The organism is Variovorax defluvii (assembly GCF_039541515.1).
In the GTDB taxonomy this organism is placed as follows: domain Bacteria; phylum Pseudomonadota; class Gammaproteobacteria; order Burkholderiales; family Burkholderiaceae_C; genus Variovorax; species Variovorax defluvii.
Genome location: NZ_BAABGJ010000019.1, coordinates 1 through 15636, shown reverse-complemented (window position 1 = coordinate 15636; position 15636 = coordinate 1). Strand labels below are relative to the sequence as shown.

The window sequence follows — 15636 nt, the reverse complement described above, 5'->3', positions numbered from 1 at the left end:
GACGGCGCCTACTCGGCCTTGATGTTCGCCGCCTTGATCAACTGGGCCCATTTCTCGACTTCGGCCTTCTGGAAGGCTGCGATCTGCGCCGTCGTCAGGTCGGCCGGCTGCATGCCGAAGCCCTTGAGCTTGTCCTGCATGTCCGGCTCGGCCAGGATCTTGCGGATCTCGGTGTGCAGCCGCTCGATGATGGGCGCCGGCGTGCCGGCCGGCACGAAGATCGCCTGCCAGGACAGCACCTCGAAGTCATTCAAGCCGGGCAGGCCCGACTCGGCCACCGTGGGCACGTCCGGCATGGACGCCAGCCGCCTGGACGAGCTCACCGCGATCGCGCGCAGCTTGCCGCTCTGGATGTGCGGGCCGGCGACCACCGTGGTGTCGAACATCATGTCGACCTGGCCGCCGATCACGTCCTGGATCGCGGGGCCGCTGCCCTTGTAGGGCACGTGCGTGAACTTCACGCCCGAGCGGTAGGCCAGCAACTCCAGCGTCAGGTGCTGCGAGGTGCCGGTGCCGGCCGAGGCCGAGGACAGCCCGCCAGCCCTGGCGCGGCTGGCGTCCAGCACGTCCTTCAGCGTTTTGTAGGGGCTGGCCTGGTTCACCACCAGCACGACGGGGTTGGTGCCGATCAGCGTCACCGGCGAGAAGGACCTCAGAGGGTCGTAGCCGATCTTCGGGTAGAGGCTCACGTTGATCGCGTGCGAGCTGATGGTGCCGCCCAGCATCGTGAAGCCGTCGGGGGCCGCCCGGGACGCGATTTCCGAGCCCACGCTGCCGCCGGCGCCGCCCTTGTTGTCGATGACCACGCTGGTGCCCAGTGCCGGCCCGAGCTTCTGCCCGATCAGGCGGCCCAGCACGTCGGTGGTTCCGCCGGCGGGGAAAGGCACCAGGTAGGTGATGGCCTTGCCCGTGGGCCAGGTGCCCTGGGCCAAGGCCGGCAGGGCGGGGAGCCCGGCGGCCAGCGAGGCCATCGCGGCCTGGATCAGGGTGCGGCGTTGCATGTGTGTGTCTCCTTGGGGTTCGGGTCTGGAAATGGATTGCTCATTTGGGGGTGTTGAAGATCTCCGGCAACCACAGCGAAAAGGCCGGCACATAGGTCACCAGCATCAGGCACACCAGCAGCGCGCCGTAAAAAGGCCAGATCGAGCGCATGACCTGCCCGACCGACACGCCCCCGATCGCGCAGCCGATGAACTGCGTGGTCCCCACCGGCGGCGTGTTCAGCCCCAGTGCGCAATTGATCAGCATCACGATGCCGAACTGCACCGGGCTCATGCCGAACTGCATCGCGATCGGCAGGAAGATCGGCGTGCAGATCAGGATGGTGGCCGCCATGTCGAGGAAGGTGCCCAGCAGGAACAGCAGCACGTTGATCACCAGGAAGATGACCCAGGGGCTGCTGGACACCGAGGTCATCAGCTCGCCGGTCTTCTGCGGCACCTCGTACAGCGCCATGAAGTAGCCGAAGGCCGAGGAGATGCCGATCAGCAGCAGCACGACGCCGGTGGTCTTGCAGGCCTTGGCGCAGGCTTTCAGGAAGTCCTTCCAGCTCAGCGAGCGGTAGACCAGTACCGTCACCGCGAGCGCCCACAGCACGGCGGTCGCGGCGGACTCGGTCGCGGTGAACACCCCCGACAGGATGCCGACCAGGATGATCACCACGATCAGCAGCCCCGGCAGCGCGCCGATGAAGGCCGCCAGCACCTCGCCCCAGCCGGGGAAAGCGCCGCGCACCGGGTAGCCGCGCTTGATCGCGACGTAGTAGGCCGCCGCCAGGTTGCACAGCGTCAGGATCACCGCCGGAATGAGCCCCGCCAGGATCAGGCTGAGCACGCTGACCGAGGCGATGCCGGTGGTGGCGAGCGTGAAGATGATCAGGTTGTGCGAGGTCGGCATCAGCGCGCCGACCAGCGCTGCGTGGGTGGTGACGTTGACCGCGTAGTCCGGGTCGTAGCCCTCGCGCTTCATCAGCGGGATCATCACCGAGCCCATCGCCGACACGTCGGCCACCGGCGAGCCCGCCACGCCGCCGAACAGCGTGCAGCCCACCACGTTGCTCATGCCCAGCCCGCCGCGCACGTGGCCCACCAGGCTGTTGGCGAAGCGCACGATGCGCTGGGCGATCCCGCCGTACAGCATCAGCTCGCCGGCGAACACGAAGAAAGGGATGGCCAGGAAAGAGAAGATCTGCATCCCGCCGACCATCTTCTGGAACACCACCGCCACCGGCAGGCCGGCGTAGGTCACGGTGGCGATGGAGGCCAGGCCGATCGAGAACGCGACCGGCACGCCGATCACCAGCAGCAAGAGAAAACTCAGCGTCAGAACCGTCAGTTCCATGAAGGCACCACTTCCTCATGACGCAGCAACGCCACGATGTGTTCGACTGAAAACAGCACGATCAGCACGCCGGCCACCACCAGCGCCAGGTAGTCCGCACCTACAGGAATGCCCAGCATGGGCTTCATGTCGGTCCACTTGAGCCGGGTCCAGAGCCAACCGCTCGAGACCATGACGGCGCCGAACAGCGCCACCAGCGCGTGGATCAGGACTTCGACTTTCAGGCGCATCGAGTCCGGCAGCAGGGACACCAGCGAATCCAGGCCGATGTGCCCCGCATCCCGCACCCCGACGGCCACGCCCAGCGCGGTGACGTACAGCACCAGCTGCAGCGCCAGACCCTCGGCCCAGACCGGCGTGTCGTTGAACAGATAGCGCCCCACCACCTGGTATTGCACGCAGACGATGATCGCGATCAGCAGCACCACGGCCAGCATCAGGCTGGCCTTGGACAAAAGCGCGCACAGGCGCGTGTACGCGTGGCGCCAGGGCGCCCGCGCGGCCGCGGGCTCGACGCGCGTGTCGATCATTTGTTGTCCTGGATGGACTTGACCAGGCGCTGCAGGTCCGGCGTGGCGATGAACTTCGCGTACACCGGCGCCATGGCGGCGCGGAAGGAGGCCTTGTCCACGTCGCTCACGATCGTGGCGCCGCCTTTTGTCACGACCTCGAGCGACTTGGCTTCCTGCTCGTCCCACTTCTTGCGCTGGAAGCTGACCGATTCCTTGGCCGCGGCGCGGAACAGGTCCTGGTCGGCCTTGGGCAGCTTGTCGTAGACCGCTTTGGACATCACCAGCATCTCCGGCGCCATCGAATGCTCGGTGCGCGAGTAGAACTTGACCGCCTCGTAGTGCTTGAATCCCTCGTAGGAGGGGACGTTGTTCTCCGCGGCGTCGATCAACCCGGTCTTCAGCCCGGTGTAGACCTCGCCGATGGGCACCGGCGTGGCGTTGGCGCCCATCGCGTTGATCAACGACACCCACAGGTCCGACTGCTGCACGCGGATCTTCATGCCCTTGGCATCAGCCAGCGTCTTGACCGGCTTCTTGGCGTAGATCGAGCGCGCGCCGCTGTCGTAGAAGGCCAGGCCGACCAGGTCTTCGGGCTCGCAGCTCTTCAGGATCTCTTCGCCCACCGGGCCGTCGAGCGACTTGCGCATGTGCTCGATCGACTCGAACAGGAAAGGCATGGTCGGCACCAGCGTCTTGGCGCACAGCGAGTTCAGCGGGCTGATGTTGACGCGCGTCATCTCCAGCGCGCCGATCTTCACCTGGTCGATGGTCTCCTTCTCGGTGCCCAGGGCCCCCTTGTTGAACACCTTGATCCTGTATTTGCCGTTGCTGCGCTTGTCCAGCAGCTCGCTCATGTGCTTGACGGCGGCCACGGTGGGGTAGTCGTCGCTGTTGTGCACGTCGGCGGAGCGGAACTCGACCGCGTGCGCGGTCAGGGCACAGGCGCTCGCGGCGAGCGCGATCAGGTGGCGGGCGTATGTCATTTGTCTTCCTCTTCGGTGGTGGCTGGGGGGTCGAAATCTGCGGTCGGAAGCGCCGGTCAGAACCGGCACTCGGGCTCCGGCAGGCCCTGCACGCCCGGGCGCAGGGCGAACACGCCGCCGGCCAGCGGCTGGTCCGACAAATCGCCTGCGGGACGAATCGATGTCACGAACAGCGTGTCGAGCCCGCTGCCGCCGAAGGCGCACATGGCGGGCTTCTTCACCGGCACGGGCAGCGAGCGGTCGAGTTGTCCGTCCGGCGTGAAGCGGTGCACGAGGCCGGCGTCGTTGCCGCAGATCCAGTAGCAGCCTTCGGCGTCCACCGCGGCGCCGTCGGGGCGGCCGGGCAGGGGCTTCATGTCGACGAACAGTCGCCGGTGGTGCGGCGTGCCGGTGTCGACGTCGTAGTCGAAGGCCCAGATCGCCTGCACCTGCGGGTGCGAGTCCGACAGGTACATGGTGCGGCCATCGGGGCTGAAGGCCATGCCGTTGGGCACGATCATCCGCTCGATGCGCGCATGCAGCGCGGCCTCGGCATTGACGTCGCTCTGATAGCGGTACACGCGCCCCACCTCGCGCGCCGCCGCCATGTCCATCAGCATGGTCCCGGCCCAGAAGCGGCCCTGGCGGTCGCAGCGGCCGTCGTTGAAGCGCATGCCGGGCTCTTCGTGCACGGCGTGGGCCAGCCGCGTGCTGGTCAGGCTCCCGTTCTCGCGCGCGGCGATGGCGAACAGGCCGCTTTCCATGCCGGCGATCCACTGGCCCGGATGGCCGGCGCGCGGCGCGATGCAGGCGAGCATCTCCTCGCCGGTCCAGCTCCGGTGGGCGCCGGTGGCCGGGTCGAGACGATGAAGCTGGCGGGCGGGGATGTCCACCCAGTAGAGGGCTTGCTCCCGCACGCTCCAGACCGGGCTCTCGCCAGTGCCGCAGCGTGCGTCGAGGATGAGTTCCGCTTGCATGCGAAGAAACGCGGGGTTGAGCGCGTCGGTCAGTCGCCGAAGGGCCCTTGGGCGGTGAAGGCGCCGCCCTGGTAAATGGCGTTGGGATCGTCGGGCGCCACCGGCGGTTGCGCCTCGATCTTGGCGCGGAACACTTCGGAGCTGTCCTGCGGCACGAAGCCCAGGTGCGCGGCGGCACTGTTGTCCCACCACAGGTCGCGGTTGGCGGAGGCGCCGTAGACGATGGTGTGCTTCACGCCGGGCGTGAACAGCGACTTCTCGACCAGCTGCGTCAGGTCGCGGTAGCTCAGCCAGGTACTCATCATCCGGCGATTGGCCGGCTCGGGAAAGGAGGAGCCGATACGGATGCTCACGGTCTCGATGCCCCAGCGGTCCCAATAGAACTGGGCCATGTCCTCGCCGAAGGACTTCGACAGCCCGTAGTAGCCGTCCGGCCGGCGCGCCGCATGCGCATCCAGGGTCTGGCTCTGCCTGTAGAAGCCGATCACGTGGTTGGAGCTGGCGAAGACCACGCGCTGGACGCCGTGGCGGCGCGCCGCTTCGTACACATGGAAGATGCCCTTGATGTTGGCCTCGAGGACCTCCTCGAAAGGCCGCTCGACCGAGACGCCGCCCAAGTGGACGATCGCGTCGCAGCCGGCCACCAGCGCATCGACGGCCTTCTTGTCGGCCAGGTCGCAGGGCATTACTTCCTCGCTCGCATCGGGCGCGGGCGCGAGCGAGGCGATATCGGACACGCGCAGGACGCGGGCGAAAGGACGCAGGCGTTCGCGCAGGACCTTGCCCAGGCCGCCGGCGGCGCCGGTGAGCAGAAGTCGGTTCAGCCGGGGCGTCGCGGGGGCGGATGTACTCATGTCTCTCTATCGAGTGGATCTGAAGATCGGTTGGCGATGTCGTAAGTTATCTGTTGTCGTACAACGCTCGGTTGATTATCATCACCGCATGTCGAGCGTGTCAACGGGGTCAACCTCAGCCGCCGAAGGCCTGGCGCCGGCGGCGGCGCCGCGCCGGCGTGCCCGCGGTTTGGCCCACGGCCTGGTGGACGACCTGGGCGAGAAGATCCGCAACCAGCAACTGCGGCCTGGCGACAAGCTGCCCACCGAGTCGGCCATCATGCAGGCGTACGGCGTGAGTCGCACCGTGGTGCGCGAGGCGCTGTCCAAGCTGCAGGCCGGAGGGTTGGTCGAGACGCGCCACGGCATCGGCACCTTCGTGCTGCCGCCGCGCGCGGCGGGCATGTTCAGGCTGGAGGCCTCCGACCTCGCGACCTCGGTCGACGTGCTGGCCGTGCTGGAACTGCGCATCAGCCTGGAGACCGAGTCCGCCGGCCTGGCCGCCGGCCGGCGCACCGAGGCGCAGCTCGCGGCATTGCGCGAGGCGCTCGACGATTTCGAGCGCAACGTGGCGGAGGCGGGGGACACGGTGGCGCCGGACTTCCGCTTCCACATGCAGATTGCCCAGGCCACCGGCAACCCGTACTTCGCGGACATCATGAGCCACCTGGGTACCAACATCATCCCGCGCACGCGCATCCCGGCCATCCGCAACCACGACCCGCGCGGCGAATACCTCAGTCGCGTCAACCGGGAGCACGAGGAGATCTATGCGGCCATCGCGCGGCGCGATCCGGAATCGGCCCGCGCGGCGATGCGCATCCATCTGACCAACAGCCGCGAGCGGCTGCGGCTGGCGCAGGAGGCGGCGCAGCGCGAAGCATCGACGCCGCCGGCGGAAGACGGCGCGTCCGCGGCGGCCTGAAAGCGCCGACGTTTTCTGCTGGACATGCGCCGCAGTCAGTTGTACGATGACTGATAACTTGGGAGCAGCAAGGCTTCCGATCTCTTGCCGGGTCCGGCATCCCTTTCCATCCCCTTTCCGGAGACACAGCAACATGAGCCTCAATCGACGTGACCTCGTGCTCGGCACCCTCGGCGCGGGCCTGCTCGCCGCCGCACCCGTCCGGGCTGCCGACGTCTGGCCCGCCAAGCCGATCCGCATCGTGGTGCCGTACCCGCCGGGCGGCTCCTCCGACATCATTGCCCGTGCCATCAGCCTGCCGTTGTCGGAGGCGCTGAAGCAGTCGGTGATCGTGGAGAACCGTGCCGGCGCCAACGGCAATCTCGGCGCCGAGCTGGTCTCGCGCGCACCCGGCGACGGCTACACGCTGCTGCTGTGCGACGTGGGCGCGCTGGCCATCAGCCCCTCGGTCTACAAGAAGCTGTCCTTCGACCCGTCGAAGGACCTGCGCGGCGTGACCATGCTGGCCTACTCGCCGCACCTGCTGGTCGTGCATCCCTCGGTGCAGGCCAACAATCTCAAGGAGCTGATCGCGCTGTCGAAGAAGTCCGACCTGAACTTCGCCGTCACCGCCACCGGCAGTGCGCCCCACCTCGCCGGCGTGGCCCTGGAGCGCGCCAGCGGCGCCCGCTGGCAGTACGTGCCTTACAAGGGCGGCGTGCAGGCCATCCAGGACACGGTCGGCGGCCAGACCCAGGTGCTGATGAACGGCATGCTGGCCACGCTGCCCCATGTGCAGAGCGGCAAGCTCAAGGTGCTGGGCGTCTCCAAGCCGAGCCGCATGCCGCTGATCGGCGACGTGCCGACCATTGCGGAGCAGGGCGTGCCCGGCTTCGATTCGGGCACCTGGCAGGGCATCCTGGCGCCGCGCGGCACACCCGATGCGGTGATCCAGCGCCTCAACAAGGAACTGGTCGCCATCATCCGCTCGGCCGACATCCGCTCGCGCATGGCGGGGCAGGGCGCCGAGGTCGTGACCATGACGCCTTCCGAGCAGGAGCAGTTCTTCAACAAGGAGCGTGCGCGCTGGGCCAAGGTGGTCGACGCCGCGCAAATCAAGCTGGATTGACCGGCTCACCCCAGGCTCGCTCACTTCGTGTCGCTCTCGCACCCCCCTTTCCCGACTCTTTCAGAGATGTTTCGATGAATCCGCAAGAACTCAAATCCATCATGGGCTCCGGCCTGCTGTCCTTCCCGCTGACGGACTTCGACGCCCAGGGCAATTTCGACCTGAAGGGCTACATCGCGCGCCTCGAATGGCTGGCTCCTTACGGCGCGAGCGCGCTGTTCGCGGCCGGCGGCACGGGCGAGTTCTTCTCGCTCACCGGCGACGAGTATCCCGGCATCATTGAAACGGCGGTCGAGACCTGCCGCGGCAAGGTGCCGATCATCGCCGGCGCGGGCGGCCCCACGCGCTTCGCGATCCAGTGTGCGCAGGCGGCCGAGAAGGCCGGCGCGCACGGCATCCTGCTGCTGCCGCACTACCTCACCGAGGCCGGCCAGGAAGGCCTGGCCGCGCACGTCGAAGCGGTGTGCAAGAGCGTGAAGTTCGGCGTCATCGTCTACAACCGCGGGCAGAGCAAGCTGTACCCCGACACGCTCGCGAAGCTGGCCGAGCGCTGCCCCAACCTGGTGGGCTTCAAGGACGGCATCGGCGACATCGAGCTCATGAGCTCGATCTACCTCAAGATGGGCGACCGCTTCGCCTACCTGGGCGGCCTGCCCACCGCCGAGGTCTACGCCGCGGCCTACAAGGCGCTGGGCACGCCGGTGTATTCGTCGGCCGTCTTCAACTTCATCCCGAAGACCGCGATGCAGTTCTACGAGGCCGTGCGCACCGACGACACCGCCACGCAGCACCGCCTGCTGAAGGACTTCTTCATGCCCTACCTGGCCATCCGCAACAAGGGCCAGGGCTACGCAGTGAGCATCGTGAAGGCGGGCGCGAAGATCGTCGGCCACGGCGCCGGGCCGGTGCGCGCACCGCTCACCGAGCTCAAGCCCGACGAGTACGAGGCGCTGGCCCGGCTCATCGAGACACTGGGGCCGCAGTAAGGCATGGGTTGGGCGTAAAGTCCAACCCCTGTCATCCCGTTCGGGGGCCGCTCGGCACAGCGGCCCTTGTTCTTTCGTTTCATCCATTGCCCCGAGGACCAGGCCATGCAGAACTTCGACAACCTGATCAATGGCGAGTGGCGCAGCGGCGCGAGCTACAGCCCCAACATCAACCCGAGCAACCTGCAGGACGTGCTGGGCCACTACGCCCAGGGCGACGCCGTCCAGGTCGACGAGGCCGTGGCCGCCGCCACCGCCGCCTTCCCCGCCTGGGCCACCGGCAGCGTGCAGGCGCGCTCCGATGCGCTGGACAAGATCGGCAACGAGATCCTCGCGCGCAAAGACGAGCTGGGCACCCTGCTGGCCCGCGAGGAAGGCAAGACCCGGGCCGAGGGCATCGGCGAGGCCACCCGCGCCGGCCACATCTTCAAGTTCTTCGCCGGTGAATGCCTGCGCCTGTCGGGCGAGGTCCTGCCCTCCGTGCGGCCGGGAATCGGCGTCGAGATCACGCGCGAGCCGGTGGGCGTGGTGGGGCTGATCACGCCCTGGAACTTCCCCATCGCCATCCCGGCCTGGAAGATCGCGCCCGCGCTGGCCTTCGGCAACTGCGTGGTGCTCAAGCCCGCCGATCTGGTGCCCGGCTGTGCCTGGGCCCTGGCCGAGATCATCAGCCGCTCGGGCATCCCGGCCGGCGTGTTCAACCTGGTGATGGGCCGCGGCAGCGTCATCGGCAATGCGCTGGTCGATCATCCGGGCGTCCATGCGATCAGCTTCACCGGCTCGGTGGGCGTGGGCCGCGGCATCGCCGTGCAGTGCGCGACCCAGGGCAAGAAGGTGCAGCTGGAGATGGGCGGCAAGAACCCGCAGGTCGTGCTGGACGACGCTGATCTGAACCAGGCGGTGGAGCTGTGCGTGCAGAGCGCCTTCTATTCCACCGGCCAGCGCTGCACGGCCTCGAGCCGGCTGATCGTGACCGAGGGCATCTACCCCAAGTTCATCGAGGCGATGAAGGCGCGCATGGCGAGGATCAAGGTCGGCGATGCGCTGGCGCAGGGCACCGACATCGGGCCGGTGTCGAGCGAAAGCCAGCTGCGCCAGGACCTGGACTACATCGACATCGGACAGAGCGAAGGCGCGACGCTGGCGGCCGGCGGCGAGCGCCTCAGGCTGGACACCGAGGGCTTCTACATGTCGCCGGCGCTGTTCAGCGAATCGGTGGCGGCGATGCGCATCAACAAGGAAGAGATCTTCGGGCCGGTGGCCAGCGTCATCAAGGTCAAGAACTACGAGGAAGCGCTCGCCACCGCCAACGACACCGAGTTCGGCCTGTCCTCCGGCATCGCGACCACCAGCCTGAAGTACGCGACGCACTTCAAGCGCCACAGCCAGGCCGGCATGGTGATGGTGAACCTGCCCACCGCCGGCGTGGACTACCACGTGCCCTTCGGTGGGCGCAAGGGCTCGAGCTACGGGCCGCGCGAGCAGGGCCGCTATGCGCAGGAGTTCTTCACGACCGTGAAGACGGCTTACACGCTGGCTTGAGACGACGGGTCTGAAACGAGGCGGGGGCCGATGACGACGCCTTCGCAGGGCGCCAGCATCGGCGTCCCTCCGCCTGTCGATTCGCCGCGCGCCGGGTCCGTCGACAACAGCACGACCGACCCGGCCGCCCACGGCTCGGGCGACACCGCGACCGCATCGGTGCCGAAGTTCAACAGCACCACCAGCCGCTGCCCTTCGAACTCGCGCGCGTACGCCAGCACGTCCGGCGCGCTCTGCAGCGCCTCGTAACGGCCCCGGTTCAGCGCCGGCCGCGCGCGACGCAGTGCGATCAGCCGCCGATACAGCATCAGCATGGAGGCCGGGTCGCGCGCCTGCGATTCGACGTTGCGCCGCGCCCAGTCGTCCGCCAGACGCAGCCACGGCCTGCCGGTGGTGAAGCCGGCCTGCGGCGCGCCGCTCCACGGCATGGGCGTGCGCTCCGGATCGCGGCCCCGGCCTTCGCCCGGCGCGCTTTTCTCGATCGGGTCCTGCACTTCCTCCGGAGGAATGGCGACGTCGGTCATGCCGATCTCATCGCCGTAGTAGAGCGTGGGCGTGCCGCGCAGGGTGAGCAGCAGCATGGCCGCCAGCCGCGCCATCTGCGGACCGACGCGGCTCGCGATGCGGGGCTTGTCATGGTTGCCGAGCACCCAGTTCGGCGCGGCGCCCGGGGGCAGGGCGGCTTCGTAGTCGCGCACCAACTGGCCGATGTGCCTAGCCTGCCAGGGCGCGCCGATGAGCTGGAAGTTGAACGGCAGCTGGACGCCTTCGAGCACGCCGTCGGCATTCATCCCGTAGAAGGCGACCAGTCGCGCGAGCGGCAGGTAGAGCTCGCCGATCAGCACGCGCGATGCGCTGGGATCGTTGAAGGCGTCGACCACCTGGCGCATCTGCGCCATCACCTCCTGCATCTCCGGCTGGTCCGTGTTGTGCAGCAGCAGCCAGGGCCGCGCCGGCTCCTGGCCTTCGATGTAGTCCGGGTTCGGCGGGTTGTCCCTGAACTGGGCGTCCTTGACCAGGTCGGAGAGCACGTCCACGCGAAAGCCGTCCACGCCGCGCCGCAGCCAGAAGCGCAGCACCTCGTGCATCGCGGCGCGCACCTCGGGGTTGCGCCAGTTGAGGTCGGGCTGCTCCTTCAGGAAGGAATGGCAGTAGTACTGCCCGGTGGCCGGATCGAAGGTCCAGGCCGGGCCGCCGAAATTGCTGAGCCAGTTGTTGGGCGGGCCGCCGTCCGGCGCCGGGTCGCGCCAGAGGTACCAGTCGCGCCGTGGATCGTCGCGCCCGCTGCGGCTCTGCAGGAACCACGGGTGCCGGTCGGAGGTGTGGTTGGGCACGAAGTCCAGCACCAGCCTGAGGCCCCGCGCATGGACCTCGGCCACCAGGGCATCGAAGTCCGCCAGCGTGCCGAAGCACGGGTCCACGTCGCAATGGTCCGTGATGTCGTAGCCGAAATCCGCCATCGGCGAGGGGTAGATCGGCGAGATCCAGACGGCGTCGATGCCCAGCGCGACCAGGTGGTCGAGCCGCTGGCGGATGCCGTTCAGGTCGCCGATGCCGTCGCCGTTGCTGTCCTGGAAGGACCGCGGGTAGATTTGGTAGAAGATCCCGTGCCGCCACCAGTCGTCCGCCGACATCCGCCGCATCCTTCTCGCTTCAGTTCAACGTGATGGTCTGGCGCAGCAGGCCCGTGGGCTCGGCGCTCGGCCCGACAGCGATCTCGACCTCGCCCGCTTCGAACAGGGGCTGCAGGTCCGGCCCGAGGTGGCGCAGCTCGGCCGCCGGCAGTTCCAGCGTCACCGCGCCGCTTTCGCCGGGCTTCAATCGCAGCTTTGCATAGCCCTTGAGCTCCAGCAGCGGCCGGGTGATGCTGCTGAGCTTGTGGCGCACGAAGAGGAAGACCGTCTCCTCGGCCTCGTGTGCGCCCACGTTGCTCAGCGTCGCGCTCACCGTCAGCAGGTCCGGCTCGCGCAGGCGCAGTGGTTCGACCTGCAGCGCGTCGTAGCGGAAGCGCCCGTAGGTGAGGCCGTGCCCGAAGTCGTAGAGCGGCGTGTTGGCCACGTCCAGGTACTTGCTGGTGTAGTGGTCGGCGGGGTTCATCGGCCGGCCGCTGGGGCGCTGGCCGTAGAAGATCGGCACCTGCCCGAGCACGCGCGGCCAGCTCATCGTCGTGCGGCCGCTGGGCGACTCGCGGCCGGTGAGCAGATCGGCGATCGCATGGCCGGCTTCGACCCCCAGGAACCATGCCAACAGCAGCGCATCGGCCTGTTCCGCCAGCCAGGGCACGATGAGCGGGCGGCCCGAGAACAGCACCGCGGTGACCGGAATGCCCAGCGCACGGGCGCGGGCCATCACCGCCTCGGCCAGCGCCTTCTGCCACCCCGGCAGAACGGGCGTGGCGCGGCTCGCCGCTTCCCCGCTCATCGAGGCGCGTTCCCCCAGGCACAGGATGACCGCGTCGGCGCCCTCGCACAGTGCCACGGCGGCATCGATGCCGCTGTCGTCGCCGCCCTCGATGGCCACGCCTGCGGCATGGCGGATGTCGGCCTGCGGCAGCGCGGCACGCAGCCCGGCCAGCACGCTCACCGCCGGCTCGTGTTCGCCGGCGCCCCACCAGCAGCCCTTCATCTCGGTCGGCGCGTCGGCCAGCGGGCCGAGAACGCACAGCGTCTTCGCCGCGGCCGGCAAGGGCAAGGTGTCGCGCTCGTTCTTCATCAGCACCGCAGCCTTGCGTCCGACCTCGCGCGACAGCGCACGCCGCTGCGCGATCACCTCCGGCGCCTCGGCCGTCGAGCCGCGGCGGTAAGGATCGTCGAACAGGCCGAGCTGCTCCTTGAGGCGCAGCACGCGGCGCACGCTCGCGTCGATCTCCTCCATCGTCACCCGGCCCTGCTCGAGCGCGACCGGCAGGCCCTTGCGGTAGGCGTCGGCCATCATGTCGATGTCGACGCCGGCCTTCAGCGCCAGCACCGCGGCATCCGCGAGGTCGGCGGCCACGCCGTGCTTGATCAGTTCACCGATCGCGTTGTAGTCGCTGACGATGACGCCGTCCCAGCCCATCTCGCCGCGCAGCCAGTCGCGCAGCAGGGGCACATGCGCCGTCATCGGCACGCCGTTCAGGTCGGTGAAGGCCGGCATCAGCGTCGCGACGCCGGCGCGCACCGCGGCCTCGAAGCCCGGCAGGTGCACTTCGCGCAGTGTGCGCTCGGAGATGTCCACCGCTGCGTACTCGCGCCCCGCGTTCACCCCGCCGTAGGCCACGAAATGCTTCGCACACGCCGCCAGCGATTCGGCCGAGGCCAGGTCGGCCCCCTGGAAGCCACGCACCTTGGCGTGCGCGATGCGTGCGTTGAGCCAGGCGTCCTCGCCGGGGCCTTCCGCGGTGCGGCCCCAGCGCGGATCGCGCGAGACGTCGAGCATCGGGGCGAAGGTCATCGCCAGGCCATCGGCCGCACCTTCGCGTGCGGCCTCGCGTGCCGTGCGCTCCCACAGGTTTTCGTCGAAGATGCCGGCCTCCGCGAGCGGGATGGGGAAGAGCGTGCGATGGCCGTGGATGATGTCCAGGCCGATCAGCAGCGGAATGCCCAGGCGGGACTGTTCGACGGCCAGCCGCTGCATCTCGTGCGTGGGCCCGGGGCCCACCATGTTGAGCAGGTTGCCGACCGTGCCGTCGATGATGGACTGCGTGGAGTCCCCGGCAAGGACCGGCCCGGTGACCGTGTAGCTGGACGCGACCATGGTCAACTGGCCCAGTTTTTCGGCCAGCGTCATCTTGGCCATGAGGGTATCGATGCGACTCATCGGCGATTTCGGATGGAACCCAAGGGGGTCTAATGATGGCATGCTGCGAAGGGCTGCCGGCCGCGAGCTGTCGGCGGTCCCATGAAACCAAAGGTGACATCACAGGATGAGAGCGAAAGGAGCCGTTCGTGTTGAAGGATGACAGAACCCCGGGAGCCCTGGCGGCCCTGCCCGACGACGCCTTGATCGAGGCCGTGCAGCGCCAGACCTTCCGCTACTTCTGGGATGGCGCGGATGCCGCCAGCGGCCTGGCGCTCGACCGGCGCACGCTGGTCGAGGCCACGGGCGAAGACCTCGCCGACCCCCGCGTCGCGATCGGCGGCTCGGGCTTCGGCATCATGGCCATGATCGTCGCGGTGGAGCGCGGCTGGATCACGCGCGAAGCCGCGCTCGAGCGCCTGGGCCGCATGCGGGACGCCCTGTTCCGCGCACGGCGCTACCACGGCACCTTCCCGCACTTCATGGACGGGGCGAGCGGCGAGACCTTCCCCATGAGTCCGAAGGACGACGCGGGCGACCTCGTCGAGACCTCCTTCCTCATGATGGGCCTGCTGTGCGCGCGCCAGTATTTCAGCGGGGACACGGCCGCGGAGCGCCAATTGCGCGCCGACTTCGACACGCTGTGGCGCGAGGTCGAATGGGACTGGTTCACCCAGGGCGGGCAGGACGTGCTGTACTGGCACTGGAGCCCGACACACGGCTGGGCGATGAACCACCAGATCCACGGCTGGAACGAGTGCCTCATCACCTACTTCCTGGCCGCGGCCGCACCGCGCCATGCGATAGCCCCGCAGGTCTACCACCGCGGCTATGCATCCGGGCGCGACTTCGTCAACGGAAAGACGTACTACGGCATCGACATGCCGCTCGGTTCGGCCTACGGCGGCCCGCTGTTCTTCACGCACTACTCCTTCCTCGGCCTGGACCCGCATGGGCTGAAGGACCGTTACGCGGACTACTGGGATCTCAACACCCGCCACGTGCGCATCCACCGAGCGCACTGCATCGCCAACCCGAAGGGCTTTGCGGGCTACGGCGAAGCGTGCTGGGGGCTGACGGCCAGCGACGACCCCGACGGCTACCTCGCGCACGACCCCTCGAACGACAACGGCACCATTTCGCCCACGGCTGCGCTGTCCAGCCTGCCGTATGCGCCAACCGAGGTCATGAAGATGGTGCGGCACTTGCTCACCGCGCATGGCACGCGCGTATGGAAGGACTACGGCTTCGTCGACGCGTTCTGCGAAGCGCGCAACTGGTTCGCCGAGACTTATCTCGCCATCGACCAGGGGCCGATCGTGGTGATGATGGAGAACCATCGCACGGGGCTGCTGTGGAAGCTCTTCATGAGCGTGCCGGAGGTGCAGGCCGGGCTGCGCCGGCTGGACTTCAGCAGCCCGTATCTGGACGCATGAGACATCCTTTTACTGCCTTGGATGTCTTGCTCCGTGTCTCTCTGGGATACGCTGGGGGGGAGGGCACCGGGCCTTTGTTTTGGCCTTGCTTGTTGGGTGGCGCAGGAGCCGGGAATTCGCTCCTGCAGCCTTTGTTTTGGCCTTGCTTGTTGTTTGGCGCAGGAGCCGGGAATTCGCCCCGGCGGGCGAGTCACTTTCTTTGTCTCGCCAAAGAAAGTAACCAAAGAAAGGCGACCCC

13 protein-coding genes are annotated in these 15636 nt (G+C 68.1%); 5 read left to right on the top strand and 8 right to left on the bottom strand.

Going from position 1 to position 15636, the window contains the following annotated elements:
• Window positions 1-8: 8 nt before the first annotated feature.
• From ABEA07_RS10685 to ABEA07_RS10660, 6 genes are read right to left on the bottom strand one after another with little or no spacing between them, the layout of a single operon-like run.
• Entirely contained in the window at window positions 9-1001 is a 993-nt protein-coding gene (locus ABEA07_RS10685) for a Bug family tripartite tricarboxylate transporter substrate binding protein (RefSeq protein WP_345537733.1), read from the bottom strand.
• A gap of 40 nt (window positions 1002-1041) precedes the next feature.
• Window positions 1042-2340 carry a TRAP transporter large permease gene (locus ABEA07_RS10680; RefSeq protein WP_345537732.1) on the bottom strand — a complete coding sequence of 433 codons (1299 nt, stop codon included), beginning with the start codon at window positions 2338-2340 and terminating at the stop codon, window positions 1042-1044.
• Window positions 2331-2870 (bottom strand): TRAP transporter small permease, encoded by a 540-nt coding sequence (locus tag ABEA07_RS10675; RefSeq protein WP_345537730.1) that lies wholly within the window; start codon window positions 2868-2870, stop codon window positions 2331-2333. Before ABEA07_RS10675 ends, ABEA07_RS10680 begins: the two co-directional genes overlap by 10 nt.
• Window positions 2867-3835, bottom strand: coding sequence for a TRAP transporter substrate-binding protein (locus ABEA07_RS10670; RefSeq protein ID WP_345537728.1), 969 nt, complete (start codon window positions 3833-3835; stop codon window positions 2867-2869). The genes ABEA07_RS10675 and ABEA07_RS10670 overlap by 4 nt, the downstream gene beginning before the upstream one ends.
• Window positions 3836-3891: 56 nt before the next feature.
• The gene (locus ABEA07_RS10665) at window positions 3892-4791 is read right to left on the bottom strand and encodes an SMP-30/gluconolactonase/LRE family protein (RefSeq protein ID WP_345537727.1); all 900 of its coding nucleotides are present in this window, start codon (window positions 4789-4791) and stop codon (window positions 3892-3894) included.
• Between the two features lie 29 nt (window positions 4792-4820).
• Window positions 4821-5645, bottom strand: coding sequence for an NAD-dependent epimerase/dehydratase family protein (locus ABEA07_RS10660; RefSeq protein WP_345537726.1), 825 nt, complete (start codon window positions 5643-5645; stop codon window positions 4821-4823).
• An 88-nt stretch (window positions 5646-5733) separates the two neighbouring features.
• Between ABEA07_RS10660 and ABEA07_RS10655 the strand changes: the two genes are divergently transcribed.
• From ABEA07_RS10655 to ABEA07_RS10640, 4 genes are all read left to right on the top strand, one after another.
• Window positions 5734-6549: a FadR/GntR family transcriptional regulator gene (locus ABEA07_RS10655; protein ID WP_345537725.1), complete on the top strand. Its 816-nt coding sequence runs from the start codon at window positions 5734-5736 to the stop codon at window positions 6547-6549.
• Between the two features lie 133 nt (window positions 6550-6682).
• Window positions 6683-7657 carry a Bug family tripartite tricarboxylate transporter substrate binding protein gene (locus ABEA07_RS10650; RefSeq protein ID WP_345537724.1) on the top strand — a complete coding sequence of 325 codons (975 nt, stop codon included), beginning with the start codon at window positions 6683-6685 and terminating at the stop codon, window positions 7655-7657.
• Between the two features lie 74 nt (window positions 7658-7731).
• Complete coding sequence (kdgD, locus tag ABEA07_RS10645; RefSeq protein WP_345537723.1) at window positions 7732-8643, top strand: 5-dehydro-4-deoxyglucarate dehydratase; 912 nt, start codon at window positions 7732-7734, stop codon at window positions 8641-8643.
• 105 nt (window positions 8644-8748) lie between these two features.
• The gene (locus ABEA07_RS10640; protein WP_345537722.1) at window positions 8749-10185 is read left to right on the top strand and encodes an aldehyde dehydrogenase family protein; all 1437 of its coding nucleotides are present in this window, start codon (window positions 8749-8751) and stop codon (window positions 10183-10185) included.
• Here ABEA07_RS10640 and ABEA07_RS10635 read toward each other — a convergent pair.
• Entirely contained in the window at window positions 10170-11819 is a 1650-nt protein-coding gene (locus tag ABEA07_RS10635) for an alpha-amylase family glycosyl hydrolase (protein ID WP_345537721.1), read from the bottom strand. The two genes, ABEA07_RS10640 and ABEA07_RS10635, sit on opposite strands and share 16 nt — an antisense overlap.
• A 19-nt stretch (window positions 11820-11838) precedes the next feature.
• Window positions 11839-13983 carry a glycoside hydrolase family 3 N-terminal domain-containing protein gene (locus tag ABEA07_RS10630; RefSeq protein WP_345537720.1) on the bottom strand — a complete coding sequence of 715 codons (2145 nt, stop codon included), beginning with the start codon at window positions 13981-13983 and terminating at the stop codon, window positions 11839-11841.
• A gap of 128 nt (window positions 13984-14111) precedes the next feature.
• Between ABEA07_RS10630 and ABEA07_RS10625 the strand changes: the two genes are divergently transcribed.
• Window positions 14112-15398 (top strand): glucoamylase family protein, encoded by a 1287-nt coding sequence (locus tag ABEA07_RS10625; protein ID WP_345537718.1) that lies wholly within the window; start codon window positions 14112-14114, stop codon window positions 15396-15398.
• Window positions 15399-15636: the final 238 nt, after the last annotated feature.